Annotated in this window: 17 protein-coding genes and 1 pseudogene; 16 read left to right on the top strand and 2 right to left on the bottom strand. The window is 47.4% G+C overall.

Features of this window, described 5'->3' with window-relative positions; genetic code table 11:
• From AC5JLB_RS04875 to AC5JLB_RS04940, 14 genes and pseudogenes are all read left to right on the top strand, one after another.
• Positions 1-890, top strand: a pseudogene (locus AC5JLB_RS04875) (transposase); the annotation flags it as partial.
• A 156-nt stretch (positions 891-1,046) separates the two neighbouring features.
• Positions 1,047-2,483 (top strand): LuxR C-terminal-related transcriptional regulator, encoded by a 1,437-nt coding sequence (locus AC5JLB_RS04880; protein WP_495872726.1) that lies wholly within the window; start codon positions 1,047-1,049, stop codon positions 2,481-2,483.
• 342 nt (positions 2,484-2,825) lie between these two features.
• Positions 2,826-3,305: a DUF2808 domain-containing protein gene (locus AC5JLB_RS04885; RefSeq protein ID WP_495872727.1), complete on the top strand. Its 480-nt coding sequence runs from the start codon at positions 2,826-2,828 to the stop codon at positions 3,303-3,305.
• Between the two features lie 11 nt (positions 3,306-3,316).
• Positions 3,317-4,003, top strand: a complete 687-nt coding sequence (rppA, locus tag AC5JLB_RS04890) for a two-component system response regulator RppA (protein ID WP_495872728.1) — start codon at positions 3,317-3,319, stop codon at positions 4,001-4,003.
• A gap of 5 nt (positions 4,004-4,008) precedes the next feature.
• On the top strand, positions 4,009-5,361 hold the full coding sequence (gene rppB / locus AC5JLB_RS04895) for a two-component system sensor histidine kinase RppB (protein ID WP_495872729.1): 1,353 nt from the start codon (positions 4,009-4,011) through the stop codon (positions 5,359-5,361).
• 368 nt (positions 5,362-5,729) lie between these two features.
• On the top strand, positions 5,730-7,019 hold the full coding sequence (locus tag AC5JLB_RS04900) for an MSMEG_0569 family flavin-dependent oxidoreductase (protein ID WP_495872730.1): 1,290 nt from the start codon (positions 5,730-5,732) through the stop codon (positions 7,017-7,019).
• Between the two features lie 175 nt (positions 7,020-7,194).
• Positions 7,195-7,677 (top strand): MSMEG_0572/Sll0783 family nitrogen starvation response protein, encoded by a 483-nt coding sequence (locus AC5JLB_RS04905; protein WP_495872731.1) that lies wholly within the window; start codon positions 7,195-7,197, stop codon positions 7,675-7,677.
• Between the two features lie 215 nt (positions 7,678-7,892).
• Positions 7,893-8,891: a Nit6803 family nitrilase gene (locus tag AC5JLB_RS04910; RefSeq protein WP_495872732.1), complete on the top strand. Its 999-nt coding sequence runs from the start codon at positions 7,893-7,895 to the stop codon at positions 8,889-8,891.
• Positions 8,892-8,996: 105 nt separating this feature from the next.
• Positions 8,997-10,085 (top strand): MSMEG_0568 family radical SAM protein, encoded by a 1,089-nt coding sequence (locus AC5JLB_RS04915; RefSeq protein ID WP_495872733.1) that lies wholly within the window; start codon positions 8,997-8,999, stop codon positions 10,083-10,085.
• Between the two features lie 32 nt (positions 10,086-10,117).
• A complete protein-coding gene (locus AC5JLB_RS04920; RefSeq protein ID WP_495872734.1) occupies positions 10,118-10,774 on the top strand; it encodes a DJ-1/PfpI family protein in 657 nt (218 codons plus the stop codon).
• A 12-nt stretch (positions 10,775-10,786) separates the two neighbouring features.
• Positions 10,787-11,290: an MSMEG_0567/Sll0786 family nitrogen starvation N-acetyltransferase gene (locus tag AC5JLB_RS04925; protein WP_495872735.1), complete on the top strand. Its 504-nt coding sequence runs from the start codon at positions 10,787-10,789 to the stop codon at positions 11,288-11,290.
• Entirely contained in the window at positions 11,287-12,264 is a 978-nt protein-coding gene (locus AC5JLB_RS04930) for a sll0787 family AIR synthase-like protein (RefSeq protein ID WP_495872736.1), read from the top strand. Before AC5JLB_RS04925 ends, AC5JLB_RS04930 begins: the two co-directional genes overlap by 4 nt.
• Positions 12,261-13,412, top strand: a complete 1,152-nt coding sequence (locus AC5JLB_RS04935) for an MSMEG_0565 family glycosyltransferase (protein WP_495872737.1) — start codon at positions 12,261-12,263, stop codon at positions 13,410-13,412. Before AC5JLB_RS04930 ends, AC5JLB_RS04935 begins: the two co-directional genes overlap by 4 nt.
• On the top strand, positions 13,405-13,692 hold the full coding sequence (locus tag AC5JLB_RS04940; protein WP_495872738.1) for an MSMEG_0570 family nitrogen starvation response protein: 288 nt from the start codon (positions 13,405-13,407) through the stop codon (positions 13,690-13,692). The genes AC5JLB_RS04935 and AC5JLB_RS04940 overlap by 8 nt, the downstream gene beginning before the upstream one ends.
• Before the next feature lie 191 nt (positions 13,693-13,883).
• Here AC5JLB_RS04940 and AC5JLB_RS04945 read toward each other — a convergent pair whose 3' ends face one another.
• The gene (locus AC5JLB_RS04945) at positions 13,884-14,600 is read right to left on the bottom strand and encodes a DUF4336 domain-containing protein (protein ID WP_495872739.1); all 717 of its coding nucleotides are present in this window, start codon (positions 14,598-14,600) and stop codon (positions 13,884-13,886) included.
• 355 nt (positions 14,601-14,955) lie between these two features.
• On the opposite strand from AC5JLB_RS04945, the gene AC5JLB_RS04950 reads away from it, so the two are divergent.
• The gene (locus tag AC5JLB_RS04950) at positions 14,956-16,155 is read left to right on the top strand and encodes a bifunctional sterol desaturase/short chain dehydrogenase (protein WP_495872740.1); all 1,200 of its coding nucleotides are present in this window, start codon (positions 14,956-14,958) and stop codon (positions 16,153-16,155) included.
• A 118-nt stretch (positions 16,156-16,273) separates the two neighbouring features.
• Here AC5JLB_RS04950 and AC5JLB_RS04955 read toward each other — a convergent pair whose 3' ends face one another.
• The gene (locus tag AC5JLB_RS04955; RefSeq protein WP_495872741.1) at positions 16,274-16,666 is read right to left on the bottom strand and encodes a response regulator; all 393 of its coding nucleotides are present in this window, start codon (positions 16,664-16,666) and stop codon (positions 16,274-16,276) included.
• A 313-nt stretch (positions 16,667-16,979) separates the two neighbouring features.
• Between AC5JLB_RS04955 and AC5JLB_RS04960 the strand changes: the two genes are divergently transcribed.
• Entirely contained in the window at positions 16,980-17,294 is a 315-nt protein-coding gene (locus AC5JLB_RS04960) for an alpha/beta fold hydrolase (protein WP_495872742.1), read from the top strand.
• The last annotated feature ends 35 nt before the right edge of the window (positions 17,295-17,329 follow it).

Raw genomic sequence — 17,329 nt, forward strand, 5'->3', positions numbered from 1 at the left:
GTTCGCCAATCAGTTGGACAAGGTTTTTCCCCTACTACAATGAAACAGCCCTGCCAGCAGGGCGATGAATATCAAAGCAAACCGCAAATTGCTGCCAAAATGATTCAGCAATTGCAAGCGATGGGATTTCAATTTGAACTGGTATTGGCAGATAGCTTGTACGGTGAAAGCAAAGTCAATTTCGTCAATGTCCTCGACGAGTTAAAGTTGCCCTACATCCTGGCGATTCGCAGCGACCGTGGACGCTGGTTACCCCAAGAGGAGGAGGTTTACCAAGAGCCTTGGCAGGAGTTCAAACGCACCTTTATCAATGGCACCACTGAAGTGCGCTACATGGCAGAGGTAATTTATGGGAAGCGCCGTCGTAAGCAGTACTGGTTGCTGACAACAGACCCACAAACCTTACCGGACAATTCCACTTCGTTTGTCATGGTCTGTGCGCCTGCGATTGCTTTGAGCGAAATTGGCAACCAGTATGGGTTTAGAACCTGGATTGAATATGGTCTCAAGCAAGCCAAAGATGCGCTCGGTTGGGCAGACTTCCGCATGACTAGCTATGAGCAAATTGAAAAGTGGTGGGAGATGGTGATGAGTGCCTTTCTGATGGTGAGTGTGGTTGCTGACCAGTTTAATGACGCTTGTCCATTGTTGTATCGTCACTTTGCTCAACATCCTTGGTGGGACAACCAACGGGGCTGGACTGCTCAACAATCTCCGCTTAATTGTTCAACCGTTAATCAGCGCCAACCTAGTTGCAACCTTGGTTGACGATATTGCCGATGCCTTAATTGTCCACAGGATTGGCTCAACTGATTGAGCAGATGGATCAGTTCTATTGTCCGGTTATACACGAACTGAACTTGTACAATCTCCCCTTTTCTTCTGCTTAGAGTGACTGAAAAGGGCTAAGTCATCCAAGCAGCGGCAAGATTCCTCTCTCAATGGAACAAGGAACAGCTTTTGTGTATCTTAATATACAGAGAGAAACAGGTAACTACGCCTCAATACACTATGACCTGATCATGCGACCTTATGGGACATTGCTCATGTCTGAGCTAGCTACTGACTTTCTAGATTCGACTCGACTTTTATTCGGGTTACAGCAAGGCAATGACATTGCCCAAAGTTTGAGTGGCTGTTTAGAACCAGAGGCAATCGCGCATCGAGTCACAGAAGGATTGGTTCAGAAGTTTGGCTGTGCCTTTGCCCGGATTTGGATTGTAGAACCTGATTTTAAAATGCTGCGGCTCGTAGCCTCGTCAGGCATGTACACGCGCCTTGATGGATCATTTGCCCGCGTGCCAATGGGAGCCTTCAAAGTTGGTAAAATTGCTCAGCACTGCATTCCGTTTCTCAGTAACCATTTAGCCGAAGAGACATGGGTTAAAGATCGAGACTGGGCGATCGCGCACAACATTCGAGGATTTGCAGGGTATCCGCTCACCGCTGCTGGAAAAGTGGTGGGCGTGTTAGCGGTCTTTAGTCAGCAAGCGATGGAGCCAGAGTTTCTAGAGATTCTACAGGGGCTATGTACCACGGTGACAGTTGCGTTAGAGACGGCACTGCAACATCAGCAAGAAAAGCAACTCTGGCAAGTGTCATCTCCTTCGTCTGCGGCTGCGCCTCTGTCAGAGCAGTTAGCAACTCTGCTGCACAATACTCGTTTGGTCTTACTCGGCACAGAGCGACCGTTGACAACTTCTTTGACTTGTCTGTTTCTGCGATCGGCGGAGATCCTCAGTCAACTGCCGTGCGTCTACTGTCGATTAAATTATGGAACCGAGCAAATTTCGCTAGAGGCAATGGTTTCCACAGGCGATCAACAGCCCGAAGATCAGATTGCTAACTTTAGCGAACTGGTGCTTACAGCCTCGTGTCTTGGCGGCGACCTTCAAATTCACACCAGCGACAATCAAGGCATGGTTCAAGTGTTACTGAATGTGCCGTATCCAAACTGTCGATTAGGCTCACGCTTACGAATTGCGTGTCGATCCTCAATTTTGCAACTCGCATTTACTCATTTAGCTTCTCTCGCAGGACTCACCGTTTGCCTATCCGACGATCGCTCGATTCCAGTCATCACAGACGATCTCACCCATGTCCAAGCAACTAACAGTCCCATCCTGTGGATTAATGCTGCTGAGCAAGCCGCTCCTAAACAGGCCAAAGCCAAGCTGGAGTTATCGATTAGCCCGGAGCAATTGCAGGATGCGATCGCAACGGTGATACGGGGTGAAGAGTGGGGCATCGAGCCGCAACCGCAGAAGCTGTCTGATCGAGAACAGGAAATTATGGCGCTATTAGTGCAAGGATTGCGCGATCGCGACATTGCCAATCGGCTGATCATCAGCGAAAGCACCGTCAAGTTTCACATGAACAATGTCCTGGCCAAGCTAAAAGTGCGAACTCGCTATCAAGCCATTTACCAAGCCATCTTAAATGGCTGGGTCGCGCAGTCCCTTCCACCTTATCCAAATCAATAGATGTATCCGAAAATTTGTAAGCGAAACTGTTCCTAGGTTTGCGGGCGATTTTCTCGGAATAGTTCTGATACACAGCCATCGGGGTTTGAGGCAGTTTCTGATAGAAACTCCAGTGCAACATCGAATCTTAGTAAAACTAACTGCTTCAAGTCCCTAAGTGGTTGGGTGACACCTTAAGTAAGTCAGCCTGAATTCTCCTCAAGCACGAGATTTCAGGCGTTTTCTTTGGAAAAAGTAATTTTCTTTACAATCACATCCAATGATTTCATTCTAATTTCATTTTCAAGCGCCATGCTAACAGCAGGGAATATTGACGTTCCTCTGACTGCTAGGAGAACACACATGCGACGCTTCATATACATAACTGTATTAACCACAGTATTTACTTCTACGGTTCTTTCTGCATTTGCACAAGCACCATTCTCTAAAGCAAGTGCTGTTATTCACAGTGCCGCCTATCCCAATCAAGCTAAAGTTACAAGTGCAACTTATCATGTTGGCATTCAAGTTGGCAGATCTTCACTCTCAGAAATTCGCTTGATTGTGCCTGAAAATGCACCCGGAAAGATTCGGATGGGTCAAATTGCGGTCTCTGATGCAACGGGACAACTCATCAAAGCAAATCGCTCATTTAATGGAAAAGAAGTGACGATCGCATTCGCTCAACCTGTTGCTGTGGGAACAATGCTCGAAATCGATCTCAATGGCGTAAGAACTTCAGACCTGCTTGGTCGCACTTGGCTATTCCCGATCTATGGTAGAAGTGACGGAATGAATCAAGAGATTCCTCTCGGAACAGCACGGATTCAAACGTATCAGTAAAGGAAGCTAGAATGCGGATTCTGCTTGTAGAGGATGAACCAGATTTGGGTGCTGCGATCGAGAAAAAGTTAACGCGCGATCGCTACATTGTCGATTGGACGCAAGACGGCAATGAGGCTTGGGCTTACCTTACTCAGTCGCATACTCAATACACACTAGCCGTGATTGATTGGATGCTGCCTGGGCTATCTGGAATTGAACTCTGCCAGCGGTTACGAGCGAGACAAAGCACTATTCCAGTCTTGATGCTGACCGCACGAGATAGTATGAACGATCGGGTTACTGGATTGGATGCGGGAGCCGATGATTATCTCATCAAGCCGTTCGGGATGCCAGAACTCCTTGCTCGCATCCGAGCGTTGCAGCGTCGATCGCCGCAACTTCAACCTCAAAATCTACAGGTTGGTTCGCTCATGCTTGAGTACAGTTCGTCTAGTCTGCGATCGCAGGAGTCAGCCATTAAAATTCTGCTAACCGCAAAGGAATTTCAGTTACTGGAATATTTGATGAAGCACGCCAATCAGATCGTCAGTACTGAGCAAATTCGCAATCAACTTTGGACTGTCAACTCAGACTCTGCAAGTAACGTCGTCGCTGCTCACATTCGATTACTGCGTCGTAAACTTTCTGAGCAAGGAATCAATAACGCGATTGAGACAGTTTACGGACTAGGTTATCGTTTGAATATTGCTACCTGAAAATTATGCGTCAGAACCGACTGTTTAACCGGACGCGTCTGAAGCTCGCTGCTTGGTACGCAGGTGTGATGGGATTGATTTTGAGCGTTTTTGGAGTAGCGGTCTACTCGCATTTAGCGCAGAGTCATTTCAGCGCGATCGATAGCGAAATCCAAACTCTGGCTGGCACTCTGCACGACAGCCTTGAGCCTGTGCTACAGCAGCCAGGACAACTTGATTCGAGAGTAAAGCAAATTCTACCCGGACTTTGCATGGGCAATGTGCCTTGTCAAACCCCGGTTCAAACCTCGCATATTCATGTATTAGGTGTCGGTAAACAGGACTCTTACTATGTGCAGTTTGTCGATTTGGCGTCGCGGCTGTTAGCAACTGTGAATACACCACCACAAACAACTATTGCGCCCCAAGGCGAGACTTGGCAAACAGTCAGCGATTCACAAGGGCAACGCTATCATCAATTCTCATTGTTGCTTAAAACAGCAACTGGACAACCGTGGGGCTATCTGCAAGTGGGACGATCACTCTCCGATTATGACAATCATTTAGAGTCGCTTAAGGTGTTTTTGCTACTCGGATTACCGATCGCGATGCTATTAGTTGGAGGCGCAAGTTGGTGGTTAGCCGGACTCGCAATGCAGCCCATCTATAATTCTTATCAACAAGTCCAGCAATTTACAGCAGATGCAGCGCACGAACTTAGAACTCCCCTTGCCGCCGTTCAAGCGACGGTTGAATCTACCTTGGAGGTAGAAGATTTAACCCTACCCGAAGCTCGGACGACTTTACAAACCATTGAACGTCAAAATCAAAGGCTTTCTCAGCTTGTCCACGACTTAATGATGCTATCGCGAATGGATCTTAAAGTGTTGCCGATGAAGCAGCAAACTTGTTGCCTAAATGAATTGCTTAACGATCTAGCCGAAGAATTATCAGCGTTGGCAGTTACGGCTCAAGTTTCATTAGTAATAGAATTCAAATCTCAGTCGCTACTTTACGTGGTTGGTGATGAAGAGCAGCTTTACCAATTATTTACAAATTTGATGATCAACGCAATTCAGTATTCCATGCCTAAAGGATTAGTTACGGTGCAATTGCTGAAAGAAGATTACAGTGCGCTAATTCAGATTCGGGATATCGGTGTTGGGATTGCGCCGAGTGATCAGGCTCGCATTTTTGATCGGTTTTACCGAGTGAATCGCGATCGCTCCCGTAAAACTGGGGGCGCAGGGCTGGGGTTAGCGATCGCGCGAGCGATTGTCAAAGCTCACCACGGCAGTCTTCAAGTTCAAAGTCAATTGGGCAAAGGCAGCACCTTTACAGTTCGCCTTCCACTTCAGCAAATGCGCCATTTGTCGTAAAAAAAGCCTATAACTTCCAGATGGAATTACAGGCTTGAAAAAGGTGTAAGACTAAGACAAAGTTATGTCAAACCTTGCTTGAGTTCTACCTGAAGATTGTACTTACCAAAGATGAAATCTAGATGAAATTGCTTGGCTTGGCAATTTGAGTCAATCAGAATGCCAAAAATGGTTGAAGTACGCCATCGATAACATTGCAGTTACTCTTGCATCACCGCCCATAACTCAGGCTCGTTCCCATATTCCTCAAACAGACTCCTCCTAGTCTTATCGTTAGACTTAAAGTTTTCGTAGTAATCAACACAAAAATCAGTTTGATCTAACACATACGCTTACACCATACTCTGCACAACAAAGCGAGATAGCGAATGGCAAAACATTATCCGGTCATCATTGTCGGTGGCGGTCAAGCGGGGCTATCGATCAGCTACTGCTTAAAAGAAAGAGGCATCCAGCACATCATTTTCGAGAAGAATCGAATCGGGTATGCATGGCGGTCAAAACGCTGGGATTCGTTTTGTCTTGTCACTCCAAATTGGCAATGTCAGTTACCAGGCTATGCCTATCCAGGGAAAGACCCGCACGGATTTATGAAAAAAGATGAAATTGTCACCTATATCGAAAACTATGCTGCATCGTTTGATCCGCCAGTCGAAGAAAAAGTTGAAGTGTTGAAAGTCTGCAAAAGCAGAAATGAAGATGTATTTGAAGTCGCAACATCGATCGGAGACTACACGGCTGATCAGGTCGTCATTGCGGCAGGCAGTTATCATCTGCCCAACATTCCAAGACTTGCAGAACGGCTGCCTAAAACCGTGATGCAGTTACATTCGTCGGAATACAAAACTCCAGAGTTGTTACCCGCTCAAGATGTATTAGTTGTGGGAACCGGACAATCGGGATGTCAAATTGCAGAAGATTTGCATTTAGCAGGGAAACAAGTTCATTTGTGTGTTGGAGGCGCACCGCGATCGCCTCGCCGTTACCGGGGTAAAGATGTCGTCGATTGGCTTGATCAGATGGGATATTACGATCTATCCGTTGATGATCATCCCCAAAAAGAGAATGTCAGAACCAAAGCAAATCATTATGTAACAGGTCGCGATGGTGGGCGAGAAATTGACTTGCGACAGTTCGCCCTAGAAGGCATGAAACTGTATGGTCGCATTAAAGATGTTCACGTCAAAGATGAACAGAGTGGCACACTCGAATTTCGCAATGACCTCCAGCAAAACTTAGATCAAGCGGACGCCGTTTCTGAAAGCATTAAGAAGACCATTGATCAATTCATTGAGAAGCATCAAATTGAAGCCCCTGTAGAGCCTCCCTATTGCCCCGTCTGGCAACCAGAAGAGACTCTGGAACTCGATTACACTACGATTGGTGCTGTCATTTGGTGCACTGGCTATCGCTCTGACTTTAAGTGGATCGATATTCCGGTTTTTGATGGCAAAGGCTATCCAGGGCATGAGCGAGGCGTGACCAGCGTGCGAGGACTGTACTTTTTGGGATTACCGTGGCTCTACACCTGGGGATCAGGAAGATTTTCAGGCATCGCTCGCGATGCGAGTTATCTCGCAGATTACATTGTTGCGAGAAAGAAAGTCTCTCCTTCTAACGCTTGGAGCGTTGTGAATGAGTTTTTGCTCGGATCATAGTGGTCGATACCCTGTCGATTTCGATAGGGGTCTAACCGCGTGAGGGAGGGTTTGAAGCTGGCGCGATCGCACTCCCTGTTTCTATGATTAGACCTGCAACTTTTGTAATGAAAGACACAAACCCTTCCTTTGGTCAGCACTTACGCTGGCAGCACAACTCAATCAGGAGAAAATCATGCCTGAAGTAACAGCGCCCGCCCATCAGACTGGAGACTTCTTTGTTGATTACGAAGAGAAAGTTTTTCCTGATGTCAAAGCCGAACCGGGTGAAAAAGCATTGGTCACGTTTCACACTGTTGCATTTGAAGGATCGATCGGGTTAGTGAACATGTTGCAATCATTGCGATTGCTGCGTAAAGGATTTGAAACGTCAATGCTGTTGTACGGTCCGGGTGTGACGCTAGGAGTACAACGCGGATTTCCAAAGCTCGGTGACGAAGCCTTTCCGGGGCATCAAAACTTTGCAAATCAAATTAGTAAGTTCATCTCAGAAGGCGGCAATGTTTATGCGTGTCGCTTTGCGCTTCAAGCCCTGTACGGACACGGCGAACCGTCGCTGATTCCAGGAATTCGTCCGATTAGTCCCTTAGATGTGTTGGACTTGGTGTTGATGCACCGCAAGGATGGCGCATTTATTCTCGATACTTGGACGCTGTAAGAGCGGTAGGACTGGCGCATTGGCAACGGCTTTTTAACAGATGTGCTTTTTAACAGATGTAGCAGATGACCAAGCCGTATTCAGAACTAATCTGCTACATCCGCGATCGCATCCACTGCCACCAAGATTCCAATAGCTGTCCGCGTAGTTGCAGTTCTTAGTGGAGTTGCGCCCTGCGCTTCGCGGCAATGCTCTAACCGAAACCGGAGGACATCGTGGATTACTCACGCACCATTCGTGCCGCCGCTGTTCAAATTAGTCCTGTCTTATTTAGTCGGGACGGCACAATCGAAAAAGTACTAACTGCGATCGCATCGGCGGCCCAACAAGGCGCACAGCTAATCGTCTTTCCAGAAACCTTTGTTCCCTACTATCCCTACTTTTCATTTATTCAGCCTCCGGTGTTCATGGGCAAAGAGCATTTGCGGCTGTACAAAGAGGCGGTAGAAGTGCCGAGTCCTGTGACTGATGCAGTAAGTAGGGCAGCGCGATCGCATAGTATTGTTGTCGTTTTGGGTGTGAATGAGCGCGATCGCGGATCGCTCTACAACACCCAACTGATTTTCGATGCAGACGGTTCGTTAGTGCTAAAACGACGCAAAATTACGCCGACCTACCACGAACGTATGGTGTGGGGACAGGGAGACGGGTCTGGTCTCACGGTTGTAGATACAGCAGTGGGAAGGCTGGGTGCGCTGGCGTGCTGGGAGCATTACAATCCGCTCGCTCGATTTGCGCTCATGGCACAGCATGAGCAGATTCATTGCTCTCAGTTTCCGGGATCAATGGTCGGGCAAATCTTTGCCGATCAGTTAGAAGTGACCATTCGCCATCATGCCTTGGAGTCAGGCTGTTTTGTCGTGAATTCCACAGGCTGGTTAGCACCAGAGCAAATCGAACAGATTACCACCGACGAGAACCTGCAACGAGTACTGACCGGAGGGTGTCATACAACGATCGTCAGTCCTGAAGGCAATCATCTGTGTTCACCGATTACCGAAGGAGAAGGGATTGCGATCGCAGATCTCGACTTTTCTTTAATCACAAAGCGTAAACGCATGATGGATTCGGTTGGTCACTACGCTCGCCCGGATCTTTTGCAATTGCAGATGAATACGGAATCTAGAACAGTAACGAATCTGAGTATAGAAACAGTAGATAAACCAATAGACCTAAATGATTTTCCATCTATGGCAATTCTAAATCAATCGTGATGCTTTCACGATTACCATCATTTAGAACTTTATTAATATCTATTCTGCAAAAGTAAATCGCTCTTAGAAATGATCTAGCTAAACTCATGCTAATGGCTCAAATTCATGAATAAACAACACCTGATTACAGATATTCAATCTCATGGATTAAAGTTAATTGAACATGAGACGGGAGCATCTGGACGCAAAGGCGGAGCAGGTCCGTCTGATCATAAAGCGATTACGATCGACAATACAACAGTGATGGTTCCTATCTTCACTAGCGTAGCGGCGGACTCTCCTTACACAGCCCGATTTGATGCTGCAACAGAGCAGACCATTTTAGAGTTGAATGGAGAAACAATCTCGTCTATCGATTTTCCGACTCAGCCCAACTTTTACCGCCTCGCCACAGCAGATGGCATTCCTTACTGGAAAATTGCGCTGTTGCATAGCCGCGATGTTTTAGCGACCACCGTCTTGCAAACTTGTATGCGGTATAACGACACGGCTACATCGTGTCAGTTCTGCGCGATCGGGCAATCCTTAGACGCCGATCGCACAATTGCCCGCAAAACTCCCGATCAGCTTGCAGAAGTGGCAGAAGCGGCGGTGAAGTTGGATGGTGTGAAGCACATGGTCATGACAACTGGAACCCCCAACACGCGCGATCGCGGTGCTGCTTATCTAACTGACTGCGCCAAAGCCATCAAAGCTCGTGTCAATTTGCCCATCCAAGCGCAATGTGAGCCTCCAGATGAGTTTGTCTGGTTTGAGCGGCTTCAGAATGCAGGCGTTGATAGCTTAGGAATGCACTTAGAAGCGGTCGATCCAGAGGTGCGATCGCGGATCATGCCAGGTAAAGCAACGGTTCCGGTTGCCTATTACTTTGAGGCGTTTGAGGCAGCGGTTCGAGTCTTCGGCTGGGGTCAGGTCAGTACGTATTTGCTAGCTGGATTAGGAGATGATCTCGATACCTTGTTGGCGGCGTGCGATCGCTTGATTGCAATGGGAGTTTATCCGTTTGTGGTTCCCTTCGTGCCCATTAGCGGCACGCCTCTCGCTCATCAGCCGCCACCTAAGAGCGCGTTTATGCAAGCGTTGTATCAACAGGTGGGCAGAATGCTCGATCGACACGGAATGTCGTCTAAATCGATCAAAGCAGGCTGTGCAAAATGTGGAGCGTGCTCTGCTCTTTCAGAATATGAATCTTAAGTTTTGAATTCTAACGTCTTGCTTAACGTCCTATGGTTACTACTCCTGGTTTTCGCCTTGGTATTTACGTCTTCAAAGATGCAGAAATCGTCGATTACGCTGCACCCTATGGCGTCTTTTCGGTTGCCCGTCGATTTGATCCTGAACTAGAAGCCTTTCTGATTGCGGATGCTATGCGCCCTGTGCAAACGCAAGCCGGATTTACGGTTCTACCCAACTACAGCTTTGCCGATGCGCCCTACATGAATGCCTTTCTCATTCCAGGCGGGTTTGGCACACGTCAAGAGATGCACAACAAACGCCTCCACACGTTTATTGAGAGCCTACCCGCTGATTGCCTCATCACCAGTGTCTGTACCGGATCTTGGATTTATGGCGCGATGGGATTGCTAGACGGATTAGTGGCCACCAATCGCAAAGAACCCGATCGCCTGGAAGCTTCGGGTGCAGGTAAAGTGCCCATCGATCGCTTGGCTGAAATTGCGCCTGCCTGCAAAATCAGTCGATCGCGCGTCGTCGATACAGGCCGCGTCATCACAGCAGGCGGCATTGCCTCTGGAATGGAGATGGGCTTTCACCTACTCCGTCGGGCAGGCTATGACGAATCGTTGATTTCTGATGTGGCCCGAGTGATGGAATATGGCCAAGCCTATGACCTTTATCGCTCGGATCTTGAGATTGCTCATTAACTTGTCCTTACCATGTCCTATCAATTTAAACTCGCGATCGCGACTGACGAAATAGCGGCTTATTTTGCGCTGCGTCGCTCCATTTTTGTCGAAGAACAAGGGGTATTTCAAGACAGCGATATCGATGAACTGGATAACATTGCTTACCCGATCATTGCGCTACCTGCGACCTCTGATCCAACGGTGTTAGGTATCGTTCGGATTTATGAACCAGAACCCCAACTCTGGTATGGCGGCAGACTTGGCGTTCATCCTGATTTTCGGCGAGCGGGTCGAATTGGTAAAGGCTTAATCTACAAAGCGGTGACAACGGCGAACACCTGGGGATGCCAACGATTTTTAGCCACTGTGCAACTTCAGAACGTCCGCTTTTTTCAACGCCTGCACTGGGACTCTTTGGAAGAAATAACGATTTGCGGATTGCCCCATCATTTGATGGAAGCAGATCTCAATCACTACCCTCCCCATGCCGAACCGCGCCCGGTATTATCAATTGCAGAATGGAAAGCGTCGTGAATCTCACAGATTTGGTTACACAACTACAGCAATCGGTGGGAATATTGCACAAGCAGGATATCCAAGCGATCGCGCATCCACTCCTAGCCGATTCATCTACCATTCCATCGACTATTCAACTCGGCGATGATTGTGCGGCGATTCCTGATGAGATGGGCTATCTGCTGCTCGCCGCAGAAGGAATGCTGCCGTCACTGATTGAAACCGACCCGTGGTTTGCGGGCTGGAGCGCCGTGATGGTGAACGTCAGCGATATCTATGCGATGGGCGGAAGACCAATGGCGATCGTAGACACAATTTGGAGCCAATCCACCACCCTGAGGGACGCTGTTGTTGCCGGAATGAAGGCCGCGTCTCAAGCGTACAACGTTCCGATTGTGGGCGGACACACCAATGGTCACAGCCCTTACAATGCCCTGTCTGTTGCCATTTTAGGGCGAGCGAATCACCTGATCACCAGTTTTCAGGCTCAGCCAGGCGATCGCTTGCTGGTTGCTACCGATTTTCGAGGCAAACCCCATCCCACCTATCCGTTCTGGAATGCCGCAACCCACGCTGATCCAGTTCAACTGCGAGAAGATGTAGCTATTCTGCCCTTCTTGGCCGAATCGGGACTATGCGACGCTGGGAAAGACATTAGTATGGGCGGAATTGTGGGGACGCTGCTCATGCTGCTAGAAACATCTGGCTGCGGGGCAATGCTTGATTTAGATGCAATTCCTTGTCCTCCTGAACTAGCGCGAGAGCAGTGGCTCCTTTGCTTTCCGAGCTATGGCTTCTTGTTGAGCGTTCGTCCTGAAAAAGTAGCGACGGTTCAGGCGCAGTTTCACAAGCGAGATTTGGTTTGTGAAGTAGTTGGAGAAGTTCAGCCCACGCAGCAGCTTTTTCTACAGGCTCAAGATCAGACCGTCCTACTTTGGGATTTAGCCCAACAAGCATTAACCGGATTTTCGGCGGCGAGGATGCCGTCATGAAGCCTGCCTCTCTGAAGATTGCGTTATTGACCTATTCGACAAAACCGAGAGGCAGCGTTATTCACACCTTGGAACTAGCAGAAGCATTACAGGCGTTAGGACATCAAGTGTGTGTTTACGCGCTCGATAAAGATGGTGCAGGATTCGATCGAGTCCTCTCCTGCGATGTCCAACTCATTCCTGCTAAACCTGCTCCTAATCATGTTGATGCGCTCATTAGTAAGCGCATTGAAGAGTTTGTTGAATATTTGAGTTGCTCTAATCAGATTTATGATTGCTATCACGCCCAAGATTGCATTAGTGCAAATGCTTTAGCTATCTTAAGAGCGCAAGGAAAGATCCTTCATTTTATTCGCACAGTTCATCATATTGAAGATTACAAAAGCCTCTACTTACAGCAATGCCAGGATCGATCTATTCGTGATGCAACTCTTTGTCTAAGCGTTAGCAATCAGTGGCAAAAGGCATTGCAACAGCACTATCAAATTTTTGCTCCTGGCGTTATCAATGGCGTCAATACTCAGCGTTTTTCTATTGCTGCTAATGGTTTAGAATCAGCGTTGAAGCAACGACTAGAGCTAACTGGAAACCCTATTTATCTAACCGTTGGGGGAATTGAACCCCGCAAAAATTCGATTGCTTTATTAGAAGCGTTTATTCAAGTGCTATCGGAGTATCCTAGCGCTCAACTTATTATTGCTGGAGGTGCAACGCTTTTTGATTATCAAGACTATCGCGATCTCTTCTTTGCGATCGCAAGCTCAGCTAACCTCAACCAAGCCCTGGTCTTACCGGGTGTGCTTCCAGATTCAGAATTATCGGCGCTGTATCGACTTGCTGATGCCTTTGTATTTCCGTCGGTTAAAGAAGGTTGGGGACTAGTATTGCTCGAAGCGATCGCATCGGGTGTTCCTGTCATCACCTCCGATCAACCACCCTTTACCGAATTCCTCTCCAAAAACCAAGCCTTAATGATTGACCCTAGTTCACCTAGCGCGATCGCACAGGGCATGAAGACAGCGATCCAGCCGTCTGTTGCTCAACGCCTTGTTGAACAAAGTCGTTCCATTTGTGAACAGTACACCTGGACAGCTTCTGCCAAACTGCACCTAACCCACTACTACAATCTCCTGAGCCAGTATGCCTGAAATCCGGTTTCAAATTGAGTTACCCGATGGGTCTCAAACGACGTGCTATTCTCCCTCGCTCATCGTCAAGGAGTACTTCACACCCGGTCATGACTATGCCTTGGATGATTTCATTACGAGATCGCGCACCGCTTTGAACATTGCGAGCGATCGCGTCCGAGAAAAATACGGCAGACCCTGTGGTTTAGCGCTAGGACAGTTAGCAGCAATTGAAGCCCTAGCGACTCAATATCAGCACATTGCTCAGCCTCAGGTGAAACTGATTCAATTTATCGAGTAAGGTATCGTCTGTTCTCTATCACTGGGAGCCGAATGTCAGGAGAACGCTTTGACAGGGATAATACCAATTTCATTAATGCGACAGAGCCGCGCAGGGGCGCGACACTGCCATGCCCTTACTGGTTCCTACGGAGTTGCGCTCTGCGCTAATCGCTCATCTGTAACGAGTATTCTTTAAACGGGTATCAGGTTTTATTGAATTGAGTGGCCTAAAAACTGCTCATATCCCTCCCTAAACCTTTGCTTTCCGCCAGTTTCGATAATGCTGCCGTGAGCCATAATCACTCGTTCAAAGTTCCACGCCAATACTTTTTCAACTGACCGTCTAACCCTCTCTTTCTCTCGTGTAGCAACTCGTTCCAATAGTGATGGACTCAGAGTTTTATATCCTCCAAGCACTCTCGTTGCAAATTGCGTAATCAGCGGAAAACGTTCATCAAAATGAAAAGCGATGTCTGTTAATATCACGCTGTGACTCTCAGCATGAAAAAAAACGCATTCATTCAATGCTTCAAAACCCGTTAAACCTACCGTTCTAAATCCATCAAACACTACATACTCGACCTCATTCAGCAATCTATTTCCATCCTTGCTAATCGTTTGATCAATAGCAAGATCTGGTTTTTTAAATTCTAAACCCGGCGCAGCCCAAAACGTTGCCTTGGGATAGAGAGCTTTGCAGTTTGCTGCAAATAGATAGTGATAGAGATTTGGAGCAATAATATGGCTGACGGTTCCTATTTCATCTAATTGGCGAGTGAGCGCATCATCCATCTGAATTGGAGAGATAATAGCCAAAGTGCGATTGGCTAAACGAATGACTGTCATTCTCGTTCCAACGCTAAGTCCAAAGTATCTGAATGGTTGTTCAGCAACCCAAATATCTGTGTCAAGTTGTCTAAGCATCATCAATTGAAAATCGCCGTTTTGCTCACCTTACCTTACCTCGTTCACCCTCCCCAGTAGCCGAACGATTTGATTGAGCGCGATCGCTACCGTTTCCGTTATGAGAGCTTACCTGCCAAGAAATCCTAATCTAAGAATTATTCTGGCGGGACAATTTGTTAAGATAATTAAATATTTCTGAAGTTTCGCCAGCATCACCGTCTGGTGGCACGTTCTCACAAAACTCTTACTCCTCCACTAGACATTCTTTCGTTAGACACTTTAAAGTACCGGAGGCTAATGGCAGTATCTAGACAGATCTGAAAAACTATTAGCAGAAAAACCACATCTGCCGACCCCCTGAACGATCCGAAACTCAATGGACTTCAATTTGCTACCGACTCACTTACTGATTCAACTGATGCTGGGACTGGTTTCCATCGTCTTTGCCGATCTCGTGCGAGATCTTTATCACCTCGCAGGGCACTACTGGCAACCGTTACAGAAATTCCATACTCTGCATCACAAAGCCTATCGCCCTGATTTAACCATCACGAGTCTAGAAACCTATCAGAAAGCGCAGTGGTACAACGACGTACCAGAAGATCTGTTCATGGTCGGGGCAACGGCTGTATTGGCATACCTGAGCCAAGGTTATGGAATGTGGCTGGGTTGTCTATATTCGATCAGTTTTTTGATTCCTGCGATCGCGCGATCGCAAGGATTTTGGCTTCAGACCGATCTAACCCACAAACCGGGTGATCTCATCGAAATTCCGTCTCATTGGCGCGTCAACCGCAGTTACCACTGGCGACACCATTTCGATCAGGGCAATGCCTACTTCTGTAGTAACGTGACGCTACTGGATAAACTAATCGGAACCAGTCTGTCCTTAAAGGGGAAGGTCGTTGCAATCACGGGAGCTTCGGGTACGTTGGGACAGGCATTAACAGAAGAACTGTTGCTTCAAGGGGCAAAAGTGGTGGCGTTGACCACTAATACGCAAGCAGAGCTTAAGCCAGGAATTGAGGTGATGCACTGGCAGTTAGGATCTGAGACAGATCTAAAGAACCGCTTGCAGGGCGTTGACATTTTAATCCTAAATCACGGCGTCAATGTATATGGTGATTGTTCCTTCGCTGCGATACAAAAGTCATATGAAGTGAACACGTTTTCTACTTTGAAATTAGCCGAACTATTTCTAGAAACCGTCACAAAATCTTCTCACAAAGCCCTTAAAGAACTTTGGATCAACACCTCGGAAGCAGAAGTAAGTCCTGCTCTGAGCCCGCTTTACGAGTTGTCTAAGCGAACGTTGGGAGATTTAATTACGCTCCGCCGCCTTGATGCTCCCTGCATTATTCGTAAATTAGTGTTAGGTCCGTTTAAGAGTGACCTCAATCCCCACGGTGTGATGTCGTCTAGATGGATCGCTTGGGCGATCGTAGCTCTGGCAAAACGAGATTTTCGGAATATTATTGTGACGATTAATCCACTGACTTACATTGCCTTGCCAATCAAAGAACTTTTTCAGTCCCTCTATTTCCGCCTATTTACATCTAGTGGAGATCAGCGTTGAAATTGCCGCAGATTTGAACAACAATACAGCTAGCATGTGCAAAGCTGCCAGCTATTGTCCCTCTGTTTAAGTTGGGCGACTAGCTGGTAAGTAAGCGGCTTCAATTACTGAATGAAATCTAGGCAGGAAAGCAGACTCGAATGCGGCGCAACAAATCAGCGTTATCAATGGGTTTACAGAGAAAATCATCTGCGCCTAATCTCCAGCCTGGTTCTATCATCGATTCGTCATACGCCGTTATCAACACAACAGGAATCGACGAGAGGCGACGATTGCCCCGGATTCGCCGCACCACTTCAAAGCCATTCATTTCCGGCATCATGACATCTAACAGAACTAAGTCAGGCGGCTCAGCCTTCATATGTTGTAGCGCCGCTTGACCGCTATCTGCTACATCCACGTCATACCCTTCGGCTTCCAAAAGAGCTTGTAGCAAGAAATAGTTATCTGGATTATCATCGACGACCAGAATGCGGTGGGTCTCAGAAGTTGGGTTTAACGCTTCAGTCATATAGGTAAATTAGGCTGAATGGTTCATATAGCCCCACATCTTAAAATGTAATCTTTCAAGCACACATCGCTCCTGTGGAATAGGTAGAACTCGATGCTGACTGTCCAATCACAGATATACGAACCTACTGTCGCGCGGCAGCACGTCGTAAAGATGAAGTCATCCCTCATCGCTTTCCAAACCCATTATTCTAAATTGGACAGGTTATACATTTGACAGACTACTAGCTCACTTATTCCTAAATCCCTTTTAAGAAGGAAGACATAAAATGACCACTGCAGTAGGGTTGGATTACTTTTTATCCTAGCCCCCTATGTTTAGTACTCAAGATCAGTTTGTTAAAAAACAAGTCAGTATTAGAAATATGGCTGGCTCTGGCAAGTTCCAAATGGGTTCGCCAAGCGAAGTCCACACGATTACCTACCTAGAAGCGGGCACAAATCATGGTGCAACGCCAATTGTGTTCTTACATGGTTGGGCGATCGCGGCTAAACCCTATCGAGAGATCCTGGATTTGCTGTCGCAGCGACATCGAGTAATCATGCCTGACCTGCCTGGATTTGGCGACTCGCGCGACTGCGGACTGCTAGAGAGCAACGATCGCTATGCTATTAACCCGGCAACTTGAGAGAATGCAGAGCGAGTGAGCAATTTGTACAATTA

The sequence above is a fragment of the Myxacorys chilensis genome, from assembly GCF_059505265.1.

Bases quoted from the DNA above. Each gene is read 5' to 3' on its own strand.
- AC5JLB_RS04880 (WP_495872726.1), top strand. From the start codon at position 1,047: ATGTCTGAGCTAGCTACTGACTTTCTAGATTCGACTCGACTTTTATTC.
- AC5JLB_RS04885 (WP_495872727.1), top strand. From the start codon at position 2,826: ATGCGACGCTTCATATACATAACTGTATTAACCACAGTATTTACTTCT.
- rppA (WP_495872728.1), top strand. From the start codon at position 3,317: ATGCGGATTCTGCTTGTAGAGGATGAACCAGATTTGGGTGCTGCGATC.
- rppB (WP_495872729.1), top strand. From the start codon at position 4,009: ATGCGTCAGAACCGACTGTTTAACCGGACGCGTCTGAAGCTCGCTGCT.
- AC5JLB_RS04900 (WP_495872730.1), top strand. From the start codon at position 5,730: ATGGCAAAACATTATCCGGTCATCATTGTCGGTGGCGGTCAAGCGGGG.
- AC5JLB_RS04905 (WP_495872731.1), top strand. From the start codon at position 7,195: ATGCCTGAAGTAACAGCGCCCGCCCATCAGACTGGAGACTTCTTTGTT.
- AC5JLB_RS04915 (WP_495872733.1), top strand. From the start codon at position 8,997: ATGAATAAACAACACCTGATTACAGATATTCAATCTCATGGATTAAAG.
- AC5JLB_RS04920 (WP_495872734.1), top strand. From the start codon at position 10,118: ATGGTTACTACTCCTGGTTTTCGCCTTGGTATTTACGTCTTCAAAGAT.
- AC5JLB_RS04925 (WP_495872735.1), top strand. From the start codon at position 10,787: ATGTCCTATCAATTTAAACTCGCGATCGCGACTGACGAAATAGCGGCT.
- AC5JLB_RS04935 (WP_495872737.1), top strand. From the start codon at position 12,261: ATGAAGCCTGCCTCTCTGAAGATTGCGTTATTGACCTATTCGACAAAA.
- AC5JLB_RS04940 (WP_495872738.1), top strand. From the start codon at position 13,405: ATGCCTGAAATCCGGTTTCAAATTGAGTTACCCGATGGGTCTCAAACG.
- AC5JLB_RS04945 (WP_495872739.1), bottom strand. From the start codon at position 14,600: ATGATGCTTAGACAACTTGACACAGATATTTGGGTTGCTGAACAACCA.
- AC5JLB_RS04950 (WP_495872740.1), top strand. From the start codon at position 14,956: ATGGACTTCAATTTGCTACCGACTCACTTACTGATTCAACTGATGCTG.
- AC5JLB_RS04955 (WP_495872741.1), bottom strand. From the start codon at position 16,666: ATGACTGAAGCGTTAAACCCAACTTCTGAGACCCACCGCATTCTGGTC.
- AC5JLB_RS04960 (WP_495872742.1), top strand. From the start codon at position 16,980: ATGTTTAGTACTCAAGATCAGTTTGTTAAAAAACAAGTCAGTATTAGA.